Raw genomic sequence first — 21,671 nt, 5'->3', positions numbered from 1 at the left:
GATTGGGGATTTTAATTGTGGCAAAGGCGAAGCATACAAAAACAAATGCAATTAGACTATTAGAGCAACAAAAAATACAATTTGACGTTTTAGAATACGAGACAGGTGACGGTCAAGTAGATGGGGTGTCAGTAGCTGGGAAAATCGGACATCCTGTATCATCTGTATTTAAAACATTAGTGGCAAAGGCGAGCGCCCAAAAGCTTTTTGTTTTTGTCATACCCGTTGCGGAAGAACTTGATTTAAAAGCTGCGGCTAAAGTCGTTGGTGAGAAAAAGATTGAGATGCTAGCAGTTAAGGAGCTACTTGGTTATACAGGCTATGTCCGTGGTGGATGCTCACCAGTTGGCATGAAAAAGCTGTATCCTACGGTTGTTGATGCATCTGCAAGTGCGCAAGGAAGTATTATTGTTAGTGCAGGGAAAATTGGTATGCAAATGCACATTCAACTAGATGATTTACTTGCAGTGACTAAGGCACAACTTGCTCCAATCACAACTATCCAAGAATAATCCTTGGGTAGTTTTTTATTTGGAGAAATTTTATGTTCAGATTATTTTAAATTATTAACGAAAACTGAGATTTCGGAATAGAAATGATGATAAAGTTAGAGCAATATCATACATAGAGAGAAGGATAGTGAAATGCGAAAAGTCACAGGATGGCGCTGGGTGTTTTTTGTGGTGGGCATGATGATTATGTCATTAGGTATTACGATGTCAATCAAGGGGAAAATTATAGGAACAAGCCCATGGGATGTGTTACATGTAGGGTTATTTCAAAATTTCGGCTTAACAATAGGAACTTGGTCTATTTTAACAGGATTTTTAATCGTCGTATCAACCTCGATTGTATTACGGCAGTGGCCTAAAATAGGTACATGGCTAAATATGCTACTTATCGGCTCATTTATTGATGTGTTTAATTGGCTGTTGCCATCAACTGATATTTATAGCTTACAAATAACCTATTTTGTATTAGGTTTATTTGTTTTAAGTTTCGGCTGTGGAATGTATATTGCACCAAATATGGGGGCAGGTCCACGTGATACTTTAATGATGATACTCGTTGAAAGGTTTGGAGGGACGATTAAAACAGCACGTATGGGCATTGAAGTTCTCGTAACCATTCTCGGATGGTTGCTCGGTGGCCCTGTTGGTGTTGGTACTGTCGTTATTGCACTAACATCCGGCTATATTGTGCAATTTTCCTTACCGTATTGTCGGAAAGTTTTAATGAAATGTATCGGAAGCATGGAAGGCATCAAACCATTTTAAGTTATGGTGTCAGGCACTCAAACAATTCTGAAATTTTTAGTAATATATATCGAAGTAATATCCACGAAAATGCGTGCGGGAACGTCCGTAACTTAAGATGCAACAAACTGTGTTAGTGACAGATGCGGATTACATTGTGTCCAAGGAGAGAGAAGTGGATTTTTACTACAATGCAGGGAGCCTGTATTATGTTAGGTGTCCATGCCAAGTGCCAGGTACGCACACAATTAGTGCCAGTCACTCAAACAATTCTGAATTCTGCTAAAACTATTTATTAATACCCCAGTAAAAATCCACGAAGACTCCTGCGGCTTACATTGTGCCCGCGGAAAGCGAAGTGGATTTTTACGATGTAAGGAGCCTGTATTATGTCAGGTGTCTATGCCAAGTGCCAGGTACGCACACAATTAGTGTCAGGCACTCAAACAATTTGCCTCCCCTTTCATCTTTTGGTGTGATAGTTCATATAATGTCATGGCATAAAAAAAGGGGGAGCGACATTGAACGGAAATGTGACCTATTACTTTGGACACGCACTTACTGGGCAAGGAATTAAACATTTATATAAAGAAATGATGGATGAAGCGGAACTAGTTTACATTCTGCAAGGCCCATCAACATATAAAGGATCAGAACTTCTGAAGGAGCTCGGCTATTATTATGTAAAACAGGGCTTTGCGGTAGAGTGGTTTCAACACGCATTGTTAGAGAACGTAATAGAGGGAGTATTTATTCGAGGCTGTAATCGACTCTATGTTTGGTCTTCACAGTGGGGGATTGAACCAACTTTATTTGGTACGAAGCATCGTGTGCTGTCCTTTTATGATTGCTTAGAAGAAGACCGACTTGAAGAGATTGGCGAAAAGCTAGCCGTTGCAATAAAAGAGCGAGAATTGTGGCGCGAGAAGTGTATTACAATGCTTGAAATCGCAAAAAAAATACATGATGACTGGGAGATTGTTACACAAAGTTGCATGGACTGGCAAGCGTTAGATGAACAAGTTACCAACTTAAAGTCGAATATTTTTCAATCCATCGTTTTAAATAAAACAGGCAGACGGACACATCGACTATTAGGAACACTTACACCTCGTGGTGCAGAAAATACAGTAGAAAGCATGACGAAAAATTTAGCGAAAAGATTGATGATAAAAGGCAAGCCAGGTACAGGGAAATCCTCATTAATGAAAGGATTAGCTGACGAGGCAAATGCTAGAGGGCTAGATGCGCAAATTGTTTGGTGTGGCTTAGATGCTGGTTCAGTGGATATGGTCATCGTTCCAGAATTAAACTTTTGCATATTTGATAGTACAGAACCACATGTATTTGAGCCACAGGATGGAAGATTAGGGGATGAAATTTTCGATATGGGGCAACATTGTATTTTGTCCGAGGAAGCGGAAGCTCAAATTGAAGAAATCCGCGTGAACTATAAAAGTGCAATGCAAGATGCAATCGGCTATACGACGCGTTATGCAGAAGCAGAGAAAACAATTCGCCAGCTAATGGATCAATGTTTATCGACTGCAATTTGGCGTGAAAAAACGGCTCCTTTATTTGAAAGATTAGCAAAGTAATTTATTCTAATTGGTTGCTTATGCTACACTATGAGTAGACTAGTCGATCTTTATTCAATAGCTACTTGCTAAAGCGAATTGATGCAAATGACCCCTTATTTGCATGAATGTCAAAAGCAAGCTGAATGAAGACAATGCCTCTGGCAGAAGCCGTGGATTTTGAATTGTAGGATGCATGCATAAATTAAAATCCGAATATTATGACGCCGAGACAAAACTAATCGTAGAAAGGATGATACTCTTGTCAAAAGTACTAAATGCATTTTTAGATGAAAACTTACAAGCCTTACGTGATCAAGGCTTATACAATGAAATTGACGCAGTAGAAGGCGCAAATGGGCCAGTTATTCAAGTTCGAGGTCAGAATCTTATTAATCTTTCCTCTAATAACTATCTCGGCTTAGCAACAAATGAGCAATTAAAGCAAATTGCTAAAGAAGCAACAGAAAAATATGGTGTGGGTGCAGGTGCTGTTCGTACAATTAACGGCACACTTGATTTGCATGTTAAATTAGAAGAAAAGCTTGCCGAATTTAAAGGAACAGAAGCAGCTATTTCCTATCAATCAGGTTTTAACTGTAATATGGCGGCTATTTCAGCTGTTATGGATAAAAACGATGCAATTTTATCAGACCAATTAAACCATGCATCTATTATTGATGGATGCCGCTTATCGCGTGCAAAAATCATTGCGTACAATCACTCAGATATGGATGATTTACGCGCAAAAGCAAAAGAAGCTACAGAATCAGGTTTGTATAATAAAGTGATGGTAATTACAGATGGTGTCTTCTCAATGGATGGGGATATCGCCAAACTACCGGAAATCGTCGAAATTGCGAAAGAGTTTGATTTAATTACTTATGTCGATGATGCACATGGATCAGGTGTTACAGGTAAAGGGAAAGGCACTGTAAAACATTTCGGTCTAGAAAAAGAAATCGACTTCCAAATCGGTACACTTTCAAAGGCAATTGGTGTAGTCGGTGGTTATGTTGCCGGCAAGAAAAATCTAATTGACTGGTTGAAAGTCCGTTCTCGTCCATTTTTATTCTCAACAGCGTTGCCGCCAGGTGATGTAGCTGCTATTACTGCAGCAGTACAAATGCTTATTGATTCAACAGAACTACATGATAAGCTATGGGACAATGGGGATTACTTAAAAGCAGGGTTAGCGAAATTAGGCTTTAATATCGGTGAATCTGAAACACCTATTACACCATGTATTATTGGTGATGAAAAGCTGACACAAGCGTTTTCACGTCGCTTATTTGAGGAAGGCGTTTATGCAAAATCAATCGTTTTCCCAACAGTACCAAAAGGCACTGGCCGTGTTCGTAATATGCCAACAGCAGCTCATACAAAGGAAATGCTAGACAATGCATTGGCGATTTATGAAAAAGTAGGTCGTGAATTAGGCGTAATTCAATAAGGAATAGAAGGCACTTTTTGTTCAATTTGAACAGAAAGTGCCTTCTTTTATTTTTATATTACGTATAGTTTTACTGCGAAAATTCGAGATATTGCTAAAGTTATAACCATTTAATCGGAAAATAAATAATCGGTGATATGATAGATTGTCAAAAGAGATTGACAAATAACATAATTCGAACTATTCTATAAAGCATATTGAAATAGTAGGTTATAATTGTTATTGAATAATTGAGTAAGGAGAACAAAATGCTCGAATATCGTAATGTATCAAAAGTTTATAGCTCAAAGAAAAAAGAGGTTGTCGGTGTTGATGATGTATCCTTAACAATTAATCGTGGCGATATTTTCGGAATAGTAGGTTATTCGGGAGCTGGCAAAAGCTCGCTTTTACGTTGTATAAATTTACTCGAACGACCTACTAGCGGTGAAATATTAATTAATGGTAAGGATTTAACAAAACTATCACGAAATGAACTACGTTTAGCTCGCTTAAAAATTGGAATGATATTTCAACACTTCTATTTAATAAGCCAAAAAACAGTAGGCGAAAATATAGCCTTTGCCCTAAAGGCAGCGAATATGCCAGCAGCTGATATTCCTGCAAGAGTGGATGAATTGCTTAAAATGGTCGACTTAGCAGAAAAAAGGGATGTTTATCCTGCGCAGCTAAGTGGTGGTCAAAAGCAAAGAGTAGGAATTGCAAGAGCTTTAGCAAACAATCCAGCGATGTTGCTCTGTGATGAAGCTACATCCGCACTCGATCCTAAAACAACCGTGTCAATTTTACGACTGTTAAAGGAAATTAATAATAAGTTAGGTATTACGATTGTTCTAATTACACATGAAATGGATGTAGTGAAGGAAATTTGCAATCGTATGGCTGTTATGCAAGATGGTAAAGTCATAGAGGAAGGCGAAGTATATGATATTTTCGCTAGCCCTCAAAAAGTATTAACGCAGGAGTTTATTAGTAGTGTTGTATCGTTTGATATTCCTGAAACGATTTTAAAAGATGTACATGGTCAAATCGTCAAAATTTTATTTAAAGGAAATGTAGCAGGTGAAGGCGTTATTGCAGACACAATGCAACGTTTTTACGTAAAAGGGAATTTCCTTCATGGCACAATCGAATACATACAAGAACGACCACTTGGTATTTTTTTAATGGAGCTACAAGGTGAGCAGAGTGAGTTACAGAAAGCTGTTGCTTATATGACCGAACGTGGTGCGATTGTGGAGGTGGTTCAGCATGTTTGATGTAACGCATTTTATGGAGATGATTCCGGATATATTGAAAGCCTTTCAGGAGACAATTATTATGATTGGCATCTCGCTAACTGTGTCAATCGTGGTAGGTTTACCGCTTGGTATTTTATTATTTGTCACGGATAAGGGGCTATTTTGGGAAAATCGTTTAATTAAAAGTGTGTTCGGCTTTGCGGTGAACTTTATTCGATCGATTCCATACATCATTTTATTAGTCGCGTTATTCCCATTAACGAAATTACTTGTTGGACAAACAATTGGGCCGATTGCAGCGAGTGTTTCCTTATCGGTTGCAGCCATTCCATTTTTTGCACGATTAGTGGAAACGTCATTACGTGAAATTGATAAAGGTGTTATTGAAGCGTCAATAGCGGTAGGAGCAACACCGTGGATGATTATTAAAGATGTTTTAATTCCCGAAGCAAAATCAAGCATCATTCAAGCAATGACAGTTACAGTAATTAGTTTAGTTGCTTTCTCTGCGATGGCAGGTGTAGTAGGTGGCGGTGGTATCGGTGATTTAGCTATCCGATTCGGCTACTATCGTTATGATAATACAATTATGATTGCTACCGTTGCGATATTAATTTTGCTCGTGCAAGCGATACAAATTGCTGGCGACTGGTTTGCAAAATCAATTGATAAAAGATAAGAAGAGGAGAGAAAGAAAAGATGAGAAAATCATTACTGGCATTTTTAACAATCATTCTTGCTGTCGTTTTAGCAGCATGTGGTTCAAGCGACAAAGGATCCGATTCAAAAAAGGGTTCAGATGCAGCAGGGGAAAGCAAATCTATTAAACTAGGTGCAACAGCAGGTCCTTATAGCGATATGCTTAAAAAAGCAATTATTCCACAGCTTGAAGAAAAAGGTTACAAAGTTGAATTAGTAGAATTCAGTGATTATGTGCAACCAAACAAAGCTTTAGATAATGGCGATATTGATGCAAACTTATTCCAGCATACGAAATACTTAGAAAACTTCGAAGAGCAGAACAACATGGATTTAGAAGCATTAATTATTGTACCAACAGCACCAATGGGCTTTTTCTCAAACAAATATAAATCAATCGATGAAATTCCAGATGGCGCAACAGTGGCAATTGCCAACGATCCTTCAAATGCAGCACGTACATTATTATCATTGCAGGAGCAAGGCTTAATCGAGATTGACCCTAGCATTGAAGAATTAAAAGCATCAGAAAAAGATGTTGTGAAAAACGACAAAAATTTAGTATTCCAACCGATTGAGGCAGCTGCACTTCCGCGTACAGTAGAAAGTGTTGATTTAGCTGGCGTACCTGGTAACTTTGCTTTAGCAGCGGGGCTAGATTTACTAAATGCAGTATTTTTAGAAAACATGCCTGACCAATTCCGAAACGTTATTGCGGTGAAGGCTGATAACAAAGATTCACAATTATCAAAGGATCTAGTTGAAATTGTAGAATCGGCTAAATTTGAAGAAGTAATTGATGCAGACTTCAAAGGCTTTGGTAAACCAGAGTGGATGGAAAATCGTAAATAATAAAGAAATAAGAAGCACTCGTCATATGGCGAGTGCTTCTTACTTTATATTAGTAAATTATCGTTTAAATAGATTAAGCTTTTCAATTCGGCCAATAGCTTCACGTAAGCGTTCTTCACTAACAAGTAAGCCGACACGTACATAGCCTTCACCGAACTGTCCAAAGCCATTGCCAGCAGCTACTGCAATATCAGCTTTATCAAGTAATAAATCGGCAAATTGTTCACTTGTGTAACCTAATGGAACAGGGAGCCATGCAAAAAACGAACCTTTTGGAGCTGTTACTTGCCAACCAATACGATGAGCTTCTTCAATTAGGACGTTTCGACGGCGCTCATATGTCGCGTTAAGTTCCTGAGCACAAGTTTGTGAAGAAGTTAAAGCGACAGCTGCTGCCTGCTGAATAGCGGGAAATTGGCTACAAAATAAATGATCTTGAATAAGATTAATAGCTTCTATAATTTGAGCATTTCCAACTGCGAAACCGATGCGCCAGCCAGCCATATTATAGGTTTTTGATAACGTATACAGTTCAATACCGACATCTTTAGCACCGTCTGCCTGCATGAAACTCACTGGTTTATTGCCATCAAAGCCAATCGCACCGTAGGCGAAATCGTGTGCTATGATAATTTGATGCTCTTTAGCAAACCTTACTGTTTCTTCGAAAAATTCAAGTGTTGCTGTTCCACCAGTAGGATTGTTCGGGTAATTCAAGTAAAGAAGCTTAGCTCTTTCTTTTACTTCATCAGACAATGCATCATAGTCAGGTAAGAAATCATTTTCTGCAAAAAGTGGCATCACATCATATTGAACTTCACCTAATACAACACCAGATAAATAATCTGGATAACCGGGATCGGGCAATAGCATTGTGTCACCAGGATTTAAAACGGCCATTGGCAGTTCCACAAGTCCAATTTTCGTTCCGCCTAAAATGGCTACTTCTGTATCAGGATTAATATCCACATTGTATTCACGTTTATAAAACGCAGCTGCAGCTTGGCGTAATTCAGTAATACCACGGAACGGGGAATATTTATGATGCTGAGGGTTTTCTGCTGCCTCTTGAAGCGCTTTAATAATGTGTGGGGGCGTCGGTTGGTCGGGATTGCCTTGTCCAAGATTAATAATGTCGCGCCCTTCCGTTAGTGCCGCATTGACCTTTTGTACAAGTGCTGCAAAAAATTGAGTTGGGAGTTGCTGTAGTTTTTTTGATAATTCCATGTATGCTCACCTTTTTCAGAATATAATAATTATTATAGATATGTTGCAAATACTATTACTTTTTCAATAGATTGTCTATAGTCTTTCTTTATCAAGGGTAAAAAACGTAAGAAGAAGACTAAAAAGAGACTTATGCGGAAGGCAAAGACCAGGCCTCATTTAATTTTGAGCCTGGTCTTTATTTAGATGACGATCAATAAATTTGTTGATTTCATCTTTTAATCGATAAACTTGTGTGAAGTAAAGATGTTCAGGTACTTCGTCACGTATTTGCCATTCTCGTAAAACTTTGTGATGGAAAGTTACAAAATACTCTTCTAATACACTTCTGTCAATACCTTGTTTTATAGCCATTTCTGCAATATAAAGCCCTTGTTGCCAATATAAATTAAATTCCTCTTCAGTCAATTTTAATAACGCATATATCTCCTCGTAATTATATTTGAGGCTATATTCATATTGTTTTTCTGTTGTAGAGTAATTCGTATTTTCTTCAGCGTTAACTATAGCGCTAAGTGATACCGAATTAGAAATAAATAAAGTAGATAATATAAGTGTTAATTTTCTCACAAGTATCTCCTCTCATTTTTCACTTGTAATTTATTTTGTGAGAATTATTTTTATGAGGATGGAGTTGTCTATGTAATATATCAACTCCAATGAAAACAAAGAATGCACCAAGTATTCTTAAAAGAATATTCTTAATCAGAACATCATCTATGGTGATAGCAATGAGCATACTACCAAAAGTCATCATTATGAATCCTAAAAACCCTTTTATATATTTCATTTTACCTCCTAAAAATGCCACTCGAATGAGTGACATTAGTTTAAATTTAGTCTCTTTAAGCTATCTCACATGTTTTATAAATCCTGAAGTTCATTCACAGTAACAAATGTATAGCCCTCATTTGACAGCTCTTGTAAAATGCCTTCAATTGTTTCAAGTGCTTTATCGGTTTTATCATACATTGGATGGATTAAAATAATCGAACCAGGTGTAACATTCTCTTTCACATAATTCACTTTGTCTGAAGCCGAGTCGTAAAAGCTGTCTGGCTCGAGATTCCAAGTTATCGTGTCTCTATTATGTTTACTTAAGTAATACGGGAAGCCTATAAGTTTTTTTCCGTTAGGGGGCCGAACATCAATTTCGCCTTTAAATCCAGCATTTCGAATTAATAGATCTGTTTTTTTAATTTCATCCTTATAGTAGGAAAGGGTTTTGAAAACCATTCGATTATGAGAATACGTGTGATTGCCAATTTGATGTCCTTCTTCTGCAATTTTTTTTGCTTCGTCTGGATGTTTTTCAAGTTCTTCACCAATTAGAAAAAAGGTCGCTTTGGCATGATACTTTTCTAATAGTGGCAAAATCATTTTTACGTTATCTGTTGGTCCATCATCAAAAGTTAACGCAATCACTTTTTGAGTTGTTTCTACTTTATTCGTTATATTCCCAAACAACTGATACGCTCTCGAATTCATTAATTTATATGTGCCAAATAATAGGAGAAAAACTAACAGAAATCCTGTCGCAATGATTGTTACTTTCTTTTTCATAACAAACCTTCTTTCCGTTTGGAAGTTTTAATACAGTTTATAATTCCATTCGAAAGCCGCTTTCCCTCTAGTCCAAAAGAGTTAATCGAAAAAATAAAAAAGATGGGAATTCCCATCTTTTTTTAGCGCTTATCTAACTTATCAGAAATACTTTTAAGGATTTGTATTTGCTCTTGTTGTATTTTAAGAAATTTAAGGAGAAACCAAATGATAAAAACAACTGGAGCTATGTAGATTAATAAGCTTAAGAGAGGTAAAAAAACGAAAAATGCGCTGTCCATAAATGATAATACCTTCCTTCTTGATTAAGATTTTTATAAAGTTAAAAAGGTCTGCCTAGAAAACGATTTTTATTCATTCTATGTATGTAATAAGTATATCAGTATTGATTATTATTGTCATTAAACGATAAATATGTATATTTATAGTGTTCTAAGTAATTAATAAGACATTAAATGATGGACATTGTGCGAAATCAATTATAGTGCAAGGTTTCCTTCATATCATCGACAAGCTAAGATCGCTCAATGATATAATGGGGTATAGAAAAATGTAATGTAATAAGCTAAATGCTTTTGGAAGCGTTTGGAATTACTTGTATCTTGAATTATAAAACTATTTTTTAACTATTGGACGGGGGAATGAAAATGAAAATAGGTTGTATTCAATTAAACGTAAGATTTGGCAAAGTAGAAGAAAACTTCGCGAGAGCTGAAGAGAAAATACGCGAAGCGGCAAGTTTAGGTGCGGAAATTATTGTACTTCCCGAAATGTGGAATACTGGCTACGCGCTTGAAAAATTAGCTGAACTTGCAGATACAGACGGAGAGCGAGCAAAGGCGTTTCTACAAGGCTTAGCAATCGAACTTGGTGTACATATTGTGGGGGGCTCTGTCGCAACGAAGAAGGGCGATAAATTTTACAATACGATGTATACGTTTGATAAGGGAGGAAAGCAAGTTGGCGAATATAGTAAAGCACATTTATTCCGTTTGATGGATGAACATCTATATTTAGAAGCGGGTGATGAAATGAACCGCTTTGCATTAGGGGATATTGAAGCGGCGGGTGTTATTTGCTATGATATTCGTTTTCCAGAATGGTTACGTGCGCATGCATTAGATGGAGCAAAGGTTCTATTCGTACCAGCACAATGGCCAACACCTCGTATTGACCATTGGAAAACATTATTACAGGCACGTGCAATTGAAAATCAATGCTTTGTCATTGCTGTTAATCGAATTGCCAACAAGGTAGAAAACTTCAATGGACAATCCATGGTTATTCAACCTTGGGGAGAAGTATTATGGGTTGGTGCAGACGATGAGGAAGTAGCAGTTATTGATGTTGATTTTTCAATTGTCGATGAAGTACGTGGAAGAATTCCAGTTTATGATGACCGTAGACCTGGATTGTATAGCGGCGTTGTTGAGAAATAAGTGCCAGGCACACAAACAATTCTGAATTCTATATCCAAGTAAAAATCCACGAAGATTCCTGCGGCTAACAAAATGCTGCGCGGAAAATCAAAGTGGATTTTTACGTTAAGTGCCAGGCACTCAAACAATTTTAGGATGCTTACTCAATTTTGCGTTTTATCTTCAATTAGTGAACTGGCAAGTAACATAAACTCAAGTGTAATACGATTGTGGCCCTTCATAAAATTTTCACCTAGCAAACTTTCAAGCTTCTTTAGACGATGATAAAGTGTTTGCCGTACAATAAACAATTGATTGGCAGTTTGTTGTTTTGAGCCATTCGTTTGTAAATAAACTCTGAGTGTTTCTAGCAGTTTACTGTTGTATTTTTTATCATATTCAATAACAGGCTGTAAATAATCTTGAATGACTTCTTGCAAATCCACTTGCATTTGTAATTTGTAAATAAGGTGGTACAAGTGCAAGTCATCATAAAAAAACGATGTCGTTTGAACTTTGCGACAAATATATAATGTTTCCAAAGCTGTTTGATAGCTCTTTGGAATTTCCTCGACATCCGAAACAACCTTACCGATCGCTAGCTGATACCCTTGCGACAATTGCTTTTTATAAAAATCCGTTTTTTGGAGCGTAGAAAATAGCGTATTTAATAATTCGCGACTCGCTTTACAATCTTTTGTGTGGAGTAGAATGAATATAACATAGCTTTTCCTTTCGAATAAAAAGGGGATAAAGCCATTTTGTTCAAATAGATTCCGATAATAAAGCTTGCTATACACAATATCCTCTTGTACCTTCATGATTGTATAAGGTGAAGATAAAATAAACACCGCGCTACTATAATAAGTAAAGTTAGAATGATGGGACACGATAAATTTATAGATTTCCTCTTTCGTCAGCTTGTGATCGATCCAATCCGCTAAAATCGTTGCATCCTCAATATCTCTTTTCTCTTCTATATAAAATTCACGCATTAAAAGCTGTGCTAGTGCCGTCGCTGTACGGTCTAAAATAAGTAATTCAAATTCTGAGAATAATCCATCTGCTCGATAAAGGGATAAATCCGCATAATGCTGATCGACAATAAAAATGGGCTCATGTTTAAGTTGTGTTGCTGATTTTGGCATCTTTAATAAATGCTGTCTTTTCGCTAGGGGCATATTTGGGAAAAAGATAGCATCCCGACCTTTAATAGAAAAAATGATTTGTGTACGTAACGCTTGATAAAGAGTTTGCAGAATGTCATCCACTGTTTGTCCTAAAAGAGCGTTTTTGTTTAAAGTCTGGGAGTAAGTTTCTAATGAAGAAATCATAAAATATTGTTGATTCATGATCTGGTTATGTAAATCTTGTGTAATCCGAACAAAAGGCACTGTCTCATGAAAAACGATGATTGGGAAGTCATGGCGGTTAGCTAGTGAAAGAATAGATTCTGGTATTGTTTGTAAATAGGTGCCGTATTCTATGCAAAGTGCTGCACAGTTTTTTTCAATTAGAGACTCTACGAAAAAGGTAAAGTCCTCAATATGCTGTAAACTAATCCCCGTCGTTAAAACCAATTCGTCCCCTGCTAGGAAATTATCAACTTGTACAATTTCAATAACATGTGCCCACTTTACAATGCGTAATAACCCATCCTTGCCTGCAACGACCTCGGCGCTTTTAAAGTGTGCATTCTCTAATACATCCTTTACCTGAAGCTTATATTGACTCATCGTAGCCCTCCAATCAAAGTTCGTATTGTATATGGGAATTATGGACTCATAAGTAAAAAGTGATAATTTAGCTAGTAATTTACGTCATATACTTTTTAAAAACTATTTATTCTATTTTACATTATGTTTAAAACAAAATCATAGAATTATACAGAGTGTCTATTACATTCCTTTTTTAGAAGATGTAAAATTTTTGTAAGAAACAATTCAATCAAATGGGGTGACACAAATAATAACCATGCTTGGAAATGGAGTTTTGATGTTTACAGGAAGTGGAATGCAGCGCAAAAAGTCAATGTAACTGACTGACTAAATAACATCCATTTTTGAACGTTGGAAGATGAAACATCAAACAGGTTCATTTGCCTTTCCAAGTAATAGCGATACCAAATTACATTAGGTGGAACAGTTCAAGCTGCTTCAATAATAGAACTTAATATAATTAAAGGGGTGCATGTAAATGGTTCAAACAAATCTTAAGAGCGATGTATTAAAAAAAGATGAACAGTATGTCTGGCATTCAATGAAGCCCTATAATCCGCAAGCCACATATGTTGTAGAAAAATCGGATGGTGCAAGAATCGTTGATACAGAAGGTAATGAATACATTGACGCAATGGCAGGGTTATGGTGTGTAAATGTAGGCTACGGGCGTAAAGAATTAGCGGATGTTGCACATGAGCAAATGATGAAAAATGCTTATGCGCCTCTGTCACAAGGCCATTTACCCGCTGTTGAATTAGCAGAAAAGATTAACCAAATGCTTGGCGGTGATTATGTCGTTTTCTTTTCGAATAGCGGCTCTGAAGCAAATGAAACGGCATTTAAAATAGCGCGTCAATACCATCAACAAAAAGGGGAAAGTACGCGCTATAAAATTGTCTCACGTTATCGGGCATATCATGGAAACTCGTTTGGGGCTTTAGCTGCGACTGGGCAAGCAGAACGAAAATATAAATATGAACCGTTATCACCAGGTTTTATTCATGTAGCGCCACCAGATCAATATCGTGAACCAGAAAATGACTCGATAGCACCAACTGACTTAGCGAGTGTAATAGCCGTCGATAAAATGATGACTTGGGAACTCGGCGATACTATTGCCGCAATGATATTAGAACCTATTATTACAGGTGGTGGTGTTATCATGCCTCCAGAAAATTATATGAAGGGCATTGAGGCAGTCTGTAAAAAACATGGGGCTTTAATGATTGTCGATGAAGTAATATGTGGGTTTGGACGTACAGGGAAGCCGTTTGGTTTTATGAACTATGATGTGAAGCCTGATATTATAACGATGGCTAAAGGTATTACAAGTGCTTATTTGCCTCTGTCAGCAACTGCAGTGAAAAGAGAAATTTATGAGGCATTTACAGGAACAGATGCATACGGTTATTTCCGCCATGTCAACACATTTGGTGGCTCTCCTGTAGCCTGTGCTGTCGCTTTGAAAAATATTGAAATTCTTGAGCGAGAAGCGTTATTTGAGCGATCTAAGGAAGTGGGAGCTAAAACACTACAAACACTTCAAAATGCTTTAAACACGCATCCAAATGTAGGAGATGTGCGAGGTAAAGGCTTATTGATTGGGATTGAATTAGTTGTAGATAAAGTTTCCAAAGAACCTTTACCATTGGAAAAAGTGAATGCTGTCATTGCAGCATGTAAAGGGCAAGGTGTCATCATTGGAAAAAATGGAGCTACCGTAGCAGGGTTTAATAACGTCTTAACGTTATCACCTCCACTTAATATTGTACAAGAAGATCTAGACCGCATACTAAAGGTGGCTGTCGATAGTATAAATACGCTATAGACTATTCATGAAAGTTCTAAAAGCCGTGTAATAAAGGCTTTTAGAACTTTTATTGTGGCATTTTGTAGCATAAATGAACTTTGGGTTAATTATTATAGCCTAATAATAATAATTTAAAAATTCTGAATTTTATTAAAAAAACACTGGAAATATTAGATTTCATAGTTTATAGTTGTAAAAAATAATTAATTTTCTGATAATTAAAACGATATCCTGGAAGGGAATATTTTTTTAATCACTTATTTTCAGCAGTGGAATAAATACATCTTGTTATTTGAACTATATTTTCTGATTAAAAGCAATTGTGATAGTTGAGGAAGCACCGTCTTTCCTGAATTGAATTGTCTAATCGTAAGAAAATATAGTTTTATTTTTTGCCTATTTATTTTCAGCAGTGGAGAAAATAAATGTTTTTAGTAATTATATTTCTTATTTTAAGTTATAAGAAATATTTTTATATATTTTTACAAAGGGGGAAGATGAGATGAATTATGTTAAAAAGTTGGTTTTTGTCATACTATGTACGTTTCTTTTAGCAGCATGCGCAGAGAAAGACAATTCTAACGCATCAAATACTGGGGATAAGTCTACTACAGAATCAGGCACAGCTAGTTCAAAAAATGAACTTGTCATCGCTGTAAATGAAAATTTTATTTCAATGGATCCGCATAACACAGGGGATACTAATTCGAATTCTGTTCAGGAGACGATGCTAGAAGGATTGTTAGGCTTCGATGCAGATGGACAAATTATTAAGGTTTTAGCAGATGATTATTCAATAAGTGAAGACGCTCTTGTATATACGTTCAAACTTAAAGAAGGGGTTACTTTCCATGACGGGGAACCGTTTAATGCAGAGGCTGTAAAGGCCAACATTGAACGAATCATGAATGATGAAAGCTTACGCTTGTATTCTCGTGGTTTTAGCTTAATCAGTAATGTTGAAATTCTAGGTGACTATGAAATTAAAGTTACTTTAAAAGAACCATATGGACCAATGATTACTCGCTTCGGGGTTGCCAAAATGATTAGTCCAAAAATGATTAAAGATAATTTAGCAGATATACCTAAAAAACCTGTCGGCACAGGTCCTTATAAATTTGTTGAATGGGTACAAGGAGACCATTTAACAATTGAAAATTTTGATGGCTATTGGGGTGGCGGAGAACGTGTTTCTAAAATCACCTATAAACCAGTACCAGAAAACGGATCACGAGTGGCGATGCTAAAAGCGGGTGATGCACAGGTTATCTATCCAGTGCCATCTCAAAATATTGAAGAACTTTCTAAAAGTAAAGATGTTGAAGTTAATAAAGTTCCTTCTACAATTGCACACTACGTTTCATTAAATACCTATAAAAAACCATTGAATGATATTAAAGTTCGACAAGCCTTTAACTATGCGGTGGACAAAGATGCTTATATAAAAGTGGTTAATGCGGGTCTAGGTTTACCATTAGACTCCATTATTCCTTCTAAAACGGTTTATTATAAGCAACAAAAAATGTATGAACACAATATTGAAAAGGCAAAAGAATTATTGGCTGAGGCTGGCTATCCTGATGGCTTCGATATTGAAATCTGGGGGAACACAAACTCAGATACGATGAAAGGTATGCAGTTTATTCAACAACAGTTAGGTCAAATCGGTGTAAAAGTAGAAATTAAATCAATGGAAGAAGGCACTTTATCAGATGAAATCTATGGTGCACAAACACCAGATGACGCGAAATTACAAATGTGGTATGTGAGTTGGTCAGCATATGCTTCGGATATAACGAATGCGACAAAGCCTCTTTTCCATAGCGTATCCTTCCCACCAAATGGTGCAAATACAGCTTACTATAATAACACAGAGGCAGACCAATTAATGGATGAAGCTAACTCCATTTCAGATGTAGATCGCCAAGCTGAACTATATGAAAAATTGCAGGAAATCGTATATCAAGATACACCTTGGATTTTCTTAGGGGTGGATGAGGTTGTATATGGTGTTCGTTCAAATGTTAGTGGTGTATTAGTAAATCCTACAGGTGGACTTGATGTGAAGAACGCCAAAGTCGAGTAATGCACAGTAAAAGGAATTGATGCTAGTCAATTCCTTTTCTAAAAAATAGAAAGGAGGAAGGTGCCATGTGGAAATATGTAGCAAGAAGAACTGTTGAAATGATACCGATTTTAATTGTCATTTCCGTATTAACATTTTTATTTATTCATTTCATACCAGGTGACCCTGCGCGATTAGTAGCTGGTAAGGATGCCACGCTAGAAGATGTTGAAAATGTAAGACATGAGATGGGTCTAGATAAACCCATTCTTAAACAATATGTAGATTATATGAAAAACCTTGTGACGGGTGAGCTTGGAACATCTTTAACAACAGGACTACCTGTCATTGATATGTTTAAAACAAGGTTTATGCCTTCTCTGCAACTTACTTTCCTTTCCATGTTTTGGGCTACATTGATGGGTTTGGCGATTGGTGTTTTTTCTGCCATCAATAAAAACAAATGGCCTGATTATTTTGGAATGGTAACGGCTGTATCGGGCATTTCGATTCCAGGTTTTTGGCTGGGCTTATTATTGATTCAATTATTTTCAGTGCAACTAGGGTTATTTCCGACAGGTGGATTAGATGGCTTTTCTAGTTATATTTTACCTTCCTTAACTTTAGGGGCTGGCATTATGTCAATGATTGCTAGATTTACTCGATCTTCTATGCTTGAAACGTTACAAGCAGATTATATAAGAACAGGGAGAGCAAAGGGATTGAAAGAGCGCTCCGTTATTGTGACACATGCTTTAAGAAATTCCTTGATTTCGGTGGTAACAGTGGCAGGCTTGCAATTTGGATTTCTATTAGGAGGATCGGTGGTAGTCGAGACCGTGTTTAGTTTTCCAGGAATGGGACGACTTTTAATCGATTCTATCGCATTTCGAGATTATCCCGTTATTCAATCAGCACTGCTGTTATTTGCATTAGAATTTATTTTAGTGAATTTAGCCGTAGATGTGCTTTATACAGTGTTAAATCCAAAAATTCAATTAGATTCTTAAGGGAGGGAATAACATGACTTCACCAACTGCTGTGCAAAATAGCGAAGTGCAAAATACACAAAGAAAATACTCTCCTCTTAAAGAATTTTGGAAGTCTTTTAAAAAACAAAAGGCTGCATTAGTAGCAAGTATCTTTATAGGATTGTTAATTGTAGTCGCTATGATTGGTCCTTATATCGCGCCGTACGATCCTTTCGAACCAAATTATGATGCTTTATTAGAGGGACCAAGTGCAAGTCATTTGGCAGGAACGGACGAGTATGGTCGAGATATTTTTAGTCGTCTAATAGTGGGAGCAAAAATATCCTTGATGGTGAGTTTTAGTGCCGTATTTTTAGGCTTAATACTAGGCACAATTTTAGGTTTAATTAGCGGTTACTTTGGTGGATGGATTGACAAATTGATTATGCGTAGTTGTGATGTATTATTTTCATTCCCTGATTTATTGTTAGCCATTGCCATTGTAGCCTTATTAGGTCCTGGTATTAATAATGTCATTATTGCTGTGATGATTTTTAGTGTACCCTCTTTTGCCCGTTTAGTAAGAGGCGCTACATTGAATGCGAAAGAGAATGTATACGTAGAGGCAGCTCAATCAATGGGAGCTTCGCATGTTAGAGTGCTGTGGAAACATATTTTCCCTGAAACGATGAATGAATTAATCATTTTTGTCACAATGCGAATAGGAACAGCCATTTTAGCAGCTTCTGGTTTAAGTTTTTTAGGCTTAGGTGCCAGCCCTGAAATGCCTGAGTGGGGGGTAATGCTAAGTAGCGGGCGTGACTATTTAGGAACATCTTCACACGTCGTCATCATGCCAGGCATTGCTATATTTTTAACCGTACTAGCATTTAACTTAATAGGTGATGGATTACGAGATGTATTAGATCCAAAAATAAAAAATAATTAAGGAGAATGCCTATGTCAGAACATGTATTGCAAGTAACTGACTTAGAAACGTCCTTTACACGTGATAAAAAGGAAATCAAGATTTTAAGGGGTGTCAATTTTTCCATCCGTAAAGGAGAAATATTAGGCTTAGTGGGAGAATCGGGTAGTGGGAAAAGCTTAACATCGTTATCCATTATGCAATTATTCCATGGTACTACAGGCAAAATTGTCAATGGCTCTATACATTTTAATGGACATGACTTGACGAAAATGTCCGAATCAGAAATTCGGAAGATTCGTGGCAAGCAAATGGCGATGATTTTTCAAGAGCCTATGACCTCTTTAAATCCTGTCTTAAAAATTGGCAAGCAGTTAATGGAAGCAATTGAGATGCATTTGAAGCTGCCAAAGAACGAAAGCAAACATCATGCAATCCAAATGTTAAAAAGTGTAGGTATAGGAAGAGCCGAGGAAATCATTTATGAATATCCACATCAGCTATCAGGAGGAATGCGCCAGCGAGTAATGATTGCTATGGCTATGGCCTGTCATCCTAAATTACTCATTGCTGACGAACCAACTACTGCGCTTGATGTCACGATACAAGCCCAAATTTTAGAGCTAATGAAAAAGCTAAAGGAAGAAAATGAGACAGCTATTTTATTAATCACACATGATTTAGGTGTTGTTGCTGAAATGTGCGATAAGGTAGTTGTAATGTATGCAGGGCAGGTTGTAGAGGAAGCAGATGTCTTTGAGTTATTTGCTAGCCCAAAGCATCCTTATACAAAAGGTTTAATTGCATCTGTACCGAAAATTGGTGATAACAAAGAAATATTAGATTCCATCAATGGTCAAGTGCCATCCCCGCAAAATATGCCAAATGGTTGTAAATTTGCTCCACGATGTAATGAAGCAATGTCCATATGCCATCAGGAGAGTCCACCGACAGTGGAAATTTCAGCTACACGGCAATGTAGCTGCTGGCTATACGCGAAAAAGGATGTGAAAGTAAATGCCTAACACGATTTTAAAAGTGGAGAATCTAAAAAAAAGCTTTCAAACAGCAGGTGGATTATTTCAAAAAAAGCAATTTGTTAACGCGGTCATAGATGTTTCCTTTGAAATAGAAGAAGGTACGACATTTAGTCTAGTTGGGGAAAGTGGTTGTGGAAAATCTACTACAGGCAGGTTAATCACTAGATTAATAGAACCAACAAATGGAAGTATTGTTGTAGGCGGAAAAGAAGTAGCTACTGCAAAGCAATCCGAATTAAAGCATTTAAGGCAAACTGTTCAAATGATTTTTCAAGATCCATATGCCTCATTGAATCCAAGAATGAAGGTAAAGGAGCTTGTTGGAGAGCCTTTAGAAATTCATTCAAAACTTTCAAAAGCTGAGCGTGAAAAACTAGTTCTTGAAATGCTGGAAGTCGTTGGATTAAATGCTGAACATGCCGACCGCTATGCACATGAGTTTAGTGGTGGACAAAGACAGCGTTTAGGTATTGCACGCGCATTAATAACGAAACCAAAATTAATTATTGCTGATGAACCTGTGTCGGCATTGGATGTATCTATACAATCGCAAATTTTAAATCTATTAAAGCAATTGCAGCAAGAATATAAAATATCTTTTCTTTTTATTTCTCACGATTTAAGTGTTGTAGAACATATTAGCCATTATATAGGTGTTATGTATTTAGGGTCCATTGTAGAAATTGGGCGAAAAGAAACTATTTTTAATGAACCTAAGCATCCTTATACACAAGCACTCATTGCTTCCGTGCCGATAGCAGACCCAACATTACGAAAAAAGAAAATCGTTTTAACTGGTGACATTCCGAATCCTAAAAACCCGCCAAGTGGTTGTACCTTCCACACAAGGTGTCCCCTTGCATCAGATATATGTAAGCAAGCTATTCCTGAAATGAAAAAAATTAACGAAGAGCAAAGTGTTGCATGTCACTTTGTCACTAATAGAGAGGGTGTTCATATATGAAAATAGGGTTAAGCACATACAGTATGGTCAAAAAAATGAGGCAGGGGGAAATGAATGTTCTGGATGTTTTGCAATGGGTGGCAGACAACGGAGGACAGCATGTAGAATTAGTGCCTTATGAATTTACTGTTGTAGATAACTATGAACTTGCAACACAAATTAAAGAAAAAGCAGCGGAGCTAGGACTAGCGTTATCAGCCTACTCATTACCAGCAAACTTTATTCAGGATACGGAGGAAGCTTTTCTAGAAGAAGTTGAGCGCTTAAAGAAACATGTTGATGTAGTACATCATATGGGCATTAACATTATGCGCCATGACGTTACACTTTTTACTTTACCAAAGGAGCTAACAACTATTCATTATTACAATGAGCATTTTGAAGAAATGGTTAGAGGTTGTCAGTTGATTGCAGATTACGCAAAACAATTTGATATTACGACAACGATTGAAAATCACGGCTTTAATGTTCAAACAAGTGATCGTGTACAACAATTAATTCATGCGGTAAACAGAGATAACTTTAAAACAACTTTAGATATCGGAAATTTTTTATGTATTGATGAACAACCTTTAATTGGTGTCATGAAAAACATTCCATATGCTGCTACAGTGCATTTCAAAGATTTTTATATTCGACCTTACTATGAAAATCCAGGAGAGGGCGAATGGTACCGTACAGTTCATAACAATTACATCAGAGGAGCTATTGTCGGACATGGCGATATAAATATTCGAGAAATTATTAAGCTCGTAAAAGGCAGTGGATATGATGGCTATATTACAGTGGAATTTGAAGGCATGGAAGATTGTCAAGTTGGTTCAAAAATAGGGATGGATAATGTACGTCGCTTATGGGACGAATGCAAGCTCTAAAGGGGGAAGAA

20 protein-coding genes are annotated in these 21,671 nt (G+C 36.9%); 15 read left to right on the top strand and 5 right to left on the bottom strand.

The window, feature by feature from the left end; genetic code table 11:
• The first annotated feature begins 17 nt into the window (after positions 1–17).
• From ybaK to ACIQXW_RS13420, 7 genes are all read left to right on the top strand, one after another.
• Positions 18–512 (top strand): Cys-tRNA(Pro) deacylase, encoded by a 495-nt coding sequence (gene ybaK, locus ACIQXW_RS13450; protein WP_401019329.1) that lies wholly within the window; start codon positions 18–20, stop codon positions 510–512.
• Between the two features lie 132 nt (positions 513–644).
• Positions 645–1,277 carry a YczE/YyaS/YitT family protein gene (locus tag ACIQXW_RS13445; RefSeq protein WP_402762919.1) on the top strand — a complete coding sequence of 211 codons (633 nt, stop codon included), beginning with the start codon at positions 645–647 and terminating at the stop codon, positions 1,275–1,277.
• A gap of 500 nt (positions 1,278–1,777) precedes the next feature.
• Entirely contained in the window at positions 1,778–2,854 is a 1,077-nt protein-coding gene (locus ACIQXW_RS13440; protein WP_402762917.1) for a nucleotide kinase, read from the top strand.
• Between the two features lie 232 nt (positions 2,855–3,086).
• A complete protein-coding gene (locus tag ACIQXW_RS13435) occupies positions 3,087–4,286 on the top strand; it encodes a glycine C-acetyltransferase (protein WP_340826371.1) in 1,200 nt (399 codons plus the stop codon).
• A gap of 248 nt (positions 4,287–4,534) precedes the next feature.
• Complete coding sequence (locus ACIQXW_RS13430; RefSeq protein WP_402762915.1) at positions 4,535–5,545, top strand: methionine ABC transporter ATP-binding protein; 1,011 nt, start codon at positions 4,535–4,537, stop codon at positions 5,543–5,545.
• Entirely contained in the window at positions 5,538–6,206 is a 669-nt protein-coding gene (locus ACIQXW_RS13425; protein WP_340821078.1) for a methionine ABC transporter permease, read from the top strand. Before ACIQXW_RS13430 ends, ACIQXW_RS13425 begins: the two co-directional genes overlap by 8 nt.
• A 20-nt stretch (positions 6,207–6,226) precedes the next feature.
• Positions 6,227–7,078 (top strand): MetQ/NlpA family ABC transporter substrate-binding protein, encoded by an 852-nt coding sequence (locus ACIQXW_RS13420; RefSeq protein ID WP_401019322.1) that lies wholly within the window; start codon positions 6,227–6,229, stop codon positions 7,076–7,078.
• Positions 7,079–7,135: 57 nt separating this feature from the next.
• Here the strand turns inward: ACIQXW_RS13420 and ACIQXW_RS13415 are convergent, their stop codons facing one another.
• The 4 genes from ACIQXW_RS13415 to ACIQXW_RS13400 form a co-directional block, all read right to left on the bottom strand.
• Complete coding sequence (locus ACIQXW_RS13415; protein WP_402762910.1) at positions 7,136–8,305, bottom strand: pyridoxal phosphate-dependent aminotransferase; 1,170 nt, start codon at positions 8,303–8,305, stop codon at positions 7,136–7,138.
• Positions 8,306–8,464: 159 nt separating this feature from the next.
• A complete protein-coding gene (locus tag ACIQXW_RS13410; RefSeq protein ID WP_402762907.1) occupies positions 8,465–8,875 on the bottom strand; it encodes a hypothetical protein in 411 nt (136 codons plus the stop codon).
• A 19-nt stretch (positions 8,876–8,894) separates the two neighbouring features.
• Positions 8,895–9,095 carry a hypothetical protein gene (locus tag ACIQXW_RS13405; protein WP_402762904.1) on the bottom strand — a complete coding sequence of 67 codons (201 nt, stop codon included), beginning with the start codon at positions 9,093–9,095 and terminating at the stop codon, positions 8,895–8,897.
• Positions 9,096–9,169: 74 nt separating this feature from the next.
• Complete coding sequence (locus tag ACIQXW_RS13400) at positions 9,170–9,868, bottom strand: polysaccharide deacetylase family protein (protein WP_402762901.1); 699 nt, start codon at positions 9,866–9,868, stop codon at positions 9,170–9,172.
• A gap of 647 nt (positions 9,869–10,515) precedes the next feature.
• On the opposite strand from ACIQXW_RS13400, the gene ACIQXW_RS13395 reads away from it, so the two are divergent.
• Positions 10,516–11,307 (top strand): carbon-nitrogen family hydrolase, encoded by a 792-nt coding sequence (locus ACIQXW_RS13395; protein WP_402762898.1) that lies wholly within the window; start codon positions 10,516–10,518, stop codon positions 11,305–11,307.
• A gap of 143 nt (positions 11,308–11,450) precedes the next feature.
• Here ACIQXW_RS13395 and ACIQXW_RS13390 read toward each other — a convergent pair whose 3' ends face one another.
• On the bottom strand, positions 11,451–13,022 hold the full coding sequence (locus ACIQXW_RS13390; protein WP_402762895.1) for a PucR family transcriptional regulator: 1,572 nt from the start codon (positions 13,020–13,022) through the stop codon (positions 11,451–11,453).
• A gap of 460 nt (positions 13,023–13,482) precedes the next feature.
• On the opposite strand from ACIQXW_RS13390, the gene ACIQXW_RS13385 reads away from it, so the two are divergent.
• From ACIQXW_RS13385 to ACIQXW_RS13355, 7 genes are all read left to right on the top strand, one after another.
• Positions 13,483–14,835: an aspartate aminotransferase family protein gene (locus ACIQXW_RS13385; protein WP_402762892.1), complete on the top strand. Its 1,353-nt coding sequence runs from the start codon at positions 13,483–13,485 to the stop codon at positions 14,833–14,835.
• Positions 14,836–15,319: 484 nt separating this feature from the next.
• Positions 15,320–16,903, top strand: a complete 1,584-nt coding sequence (locus tag ACIQXW_RS13380) for a glutathione ABC transporter substrate-binding protein (protein WP_402762889.1) — start codon at positions 15,320–15,322, stop codon at positions 16,901–16,903.
• Between the two features lie 65 nt (positions 16,904–16,968).
• Entirely contained in the window at positions 16,969–17,892 is a 924-nt protein-coding gene (nikB, locus tag ACIQXW_RS13375; RefSeq protein WP_340821069.1) for a nickel ABC transporter permease, read from the top strand.
• Positions 17,893–17,905: 13 nt separating this feature from the next.
• Entirely contained in the window at positions 17,906–18,802 is an 897-nt protein-coding gene (locus tag ACIQXW_RS13370; RefSeq protein WP_340821068.1) for an ABC transporter permease, read from the top strand.
• An 11-nt stretch (positions 18,803–18,813) separates the two neighbouring features.
• Positions 18,814–19,806 (top strand): ABC transporter ATP-binding protein, encoded by a 993-nt coding sequence (locus ACIQXW_RS13365; RefSeq protein ID WP_340821067.1) that lies wholly within the window; start codon positions 18,814–18,816, stop codon positions 19,804–19,806.
• On the top strand, positions 19,799–20,785 hold the full coding sequence (locus ACIQXW_RS13360) for an ABC transporter ATP-binding protein (RefSeq protein ID WP_402762885.1): 987 nt from the start codon (positions 19,799–19,801) through the stop codon (positions 20,783–20,785). Before ACIQXW_RS13365 ends, ACIQXW_RS13360 begins: the two co-directional genes overlap by 8 nt.
• A complete protein-coding gene (locus ACIQXW_RS13355) occupies positions 20,782–21,660 on the top strand; it encodes a sugar phosphate isomerase/epimerase family protein (protein WP_340821065.1) in 879 nt (292 codons plus the stop codon). Before ACIQXW_RS13360 ends, ACIQXW_RS13355 begins: the two co-directional genes overlap by 4 nt.
• The last annotated feature ends 11 nt before the right edge of the window (positions 21,661–21,671 follow it).

This window comes from Lysinibacillus sp. NPDC097162, from assembly GCF_044762185.1.
Lineage (GTDB): Bacteria > Bacillota > Bacilli > Bacillales_A > Planococcaceae > Lysinibacillus.
This window is presented reverse-complemented; position numbering and strand designations above follow the sequence as displayed.

What these genes read in the sequence shown, in the direction of transcription:
- ACIQXW_RS13445 (WP_402762919.1), top strand. Translation starts at nt 645, where the DNA reads ATGCGAAAAGTCACAGGATGGCGCTGGGTGTTTTTTGTGGTGGGCATG.
- ACIQXW_RS13430 (WP_402762915.1), top strand. Translation starts at nt 4,535, where the DNA reads ATGCTCGAATATCGTAATGTATCAAAAGTTTATAGCTCAAAGAAAAAA.
- ACIQXW_RS13395 (WP_402762898.1), top strand. Translation starts at nt 10,516, where the DNA reads ATGAAAATAGGTTGTATTCAATTAAACGTAAGATTTGGCAAAGTAGAA.
- ACIQXW_RS13355 (WP_340821065.1), top strand. Translation starts at nt 20,782, where the DNA reads ATGAAAATAGGGTTAAGCACATACAGTATGGTCAAAAAAATGAGGCAG.
- nikB (WP_340821069.1), top strand. Translation starts at nt 16,969, where the DNA reads ATGTGGAAATATGTAGCAAGAAGAACTGTTGAAATGATACCGATTTTA.
- ACIQXW_RS13390 (WP_402762895.1), bottom strand. Translation starts at nt 13,022, where the DNA reads ATGAGTCAATATAAGCTTCAGGTAAAGGATGTATTAGAGAATGCACAC.
- ACIQXW_RS13365 (WP_340821067.1), top strand. Translation starts at nt 18,814, where the DNA reads ATGTCAGAACATGTATTGCAAGTAACTGACTTAGAAACGTCCTTTACA.
- ACIQXW_RS13415 (WP_402762910.1), bottom strand. Translation starts at nt 8,305, where the DNA reads ATGGAATTATCAAAAAAACTACAGCAACTCCCAACTCAATTTTTTGCA.
- ACIQXW_RS13385 (WP_402762892.1), top strand. Translation starts at nt 13,483, where the DNA reads ATGGTTCAAACAAATCTTAAGAGCGATGTATTAAAAAAAGATGAACAG.
- ACIQXW_RS13380 (WP_402762889.1), top strand. Translation starts at nt 15,320, where the DNA reads ATGAATTATGTTAAAAAGTTGGTTTTTGTCATACTATGTACGTTTCTT.
- ACIQXW_RS13405 (WP_402762904.1), bottom strand. Translation starts at nt 9,095, where the DNA reads ATGAAATATATAAAAGGGTTTTTAGGATTCATAATGATGACTTTTGGT.
- ACIQXW_RS13400 (WP_402762901.1), bottom strand. Translation starts at nt 9,868, where the DNA reads ATGAAAAAGAAAGTAACAATCATTGCGACAGGATTTCTGTTAGTTTTT.
- ACIQXW_RS13435 (WP_340826371.1), top strand. Translation starts at nt 3,087, where the DNA reads ATGATACTCTTGTCAAAAGTACTAAATGCATTTTTAGATGAAAACTTA.
- ACIQXW_RS13420 (WP_401019322.1), top strand. Translation starts at nt 6,227, where the DNA reads ATGAGAAAATCATTACTGGCATTTTTAACAATCATTCTTGCTGTCGTT.
- ACIQXW_RS13370 (WP_340821068.1), top strand. Translation starts at nt 17,906, where the DNA reads ATGACTTCACCAACTGCTGTGCAAAATAGCGAAGTGCAAAATACACAA.
- ACIQXW_RS13360 (WP_402762885.1), top strand. Translation starts at nt 19,799, where the DNA reads ATGCCTAACACGATTTTAAAAGTGGAGAATCTAAAAAAAAGCTTTCAA.
- ACIQXW_RS13425 (WP_340821078.1), top strand. Translation starts at nt 5,538, where the DNA reads ATGTTTGATGTAACGCATTTTATGGAGATGATTCCGGATATATTGAAA.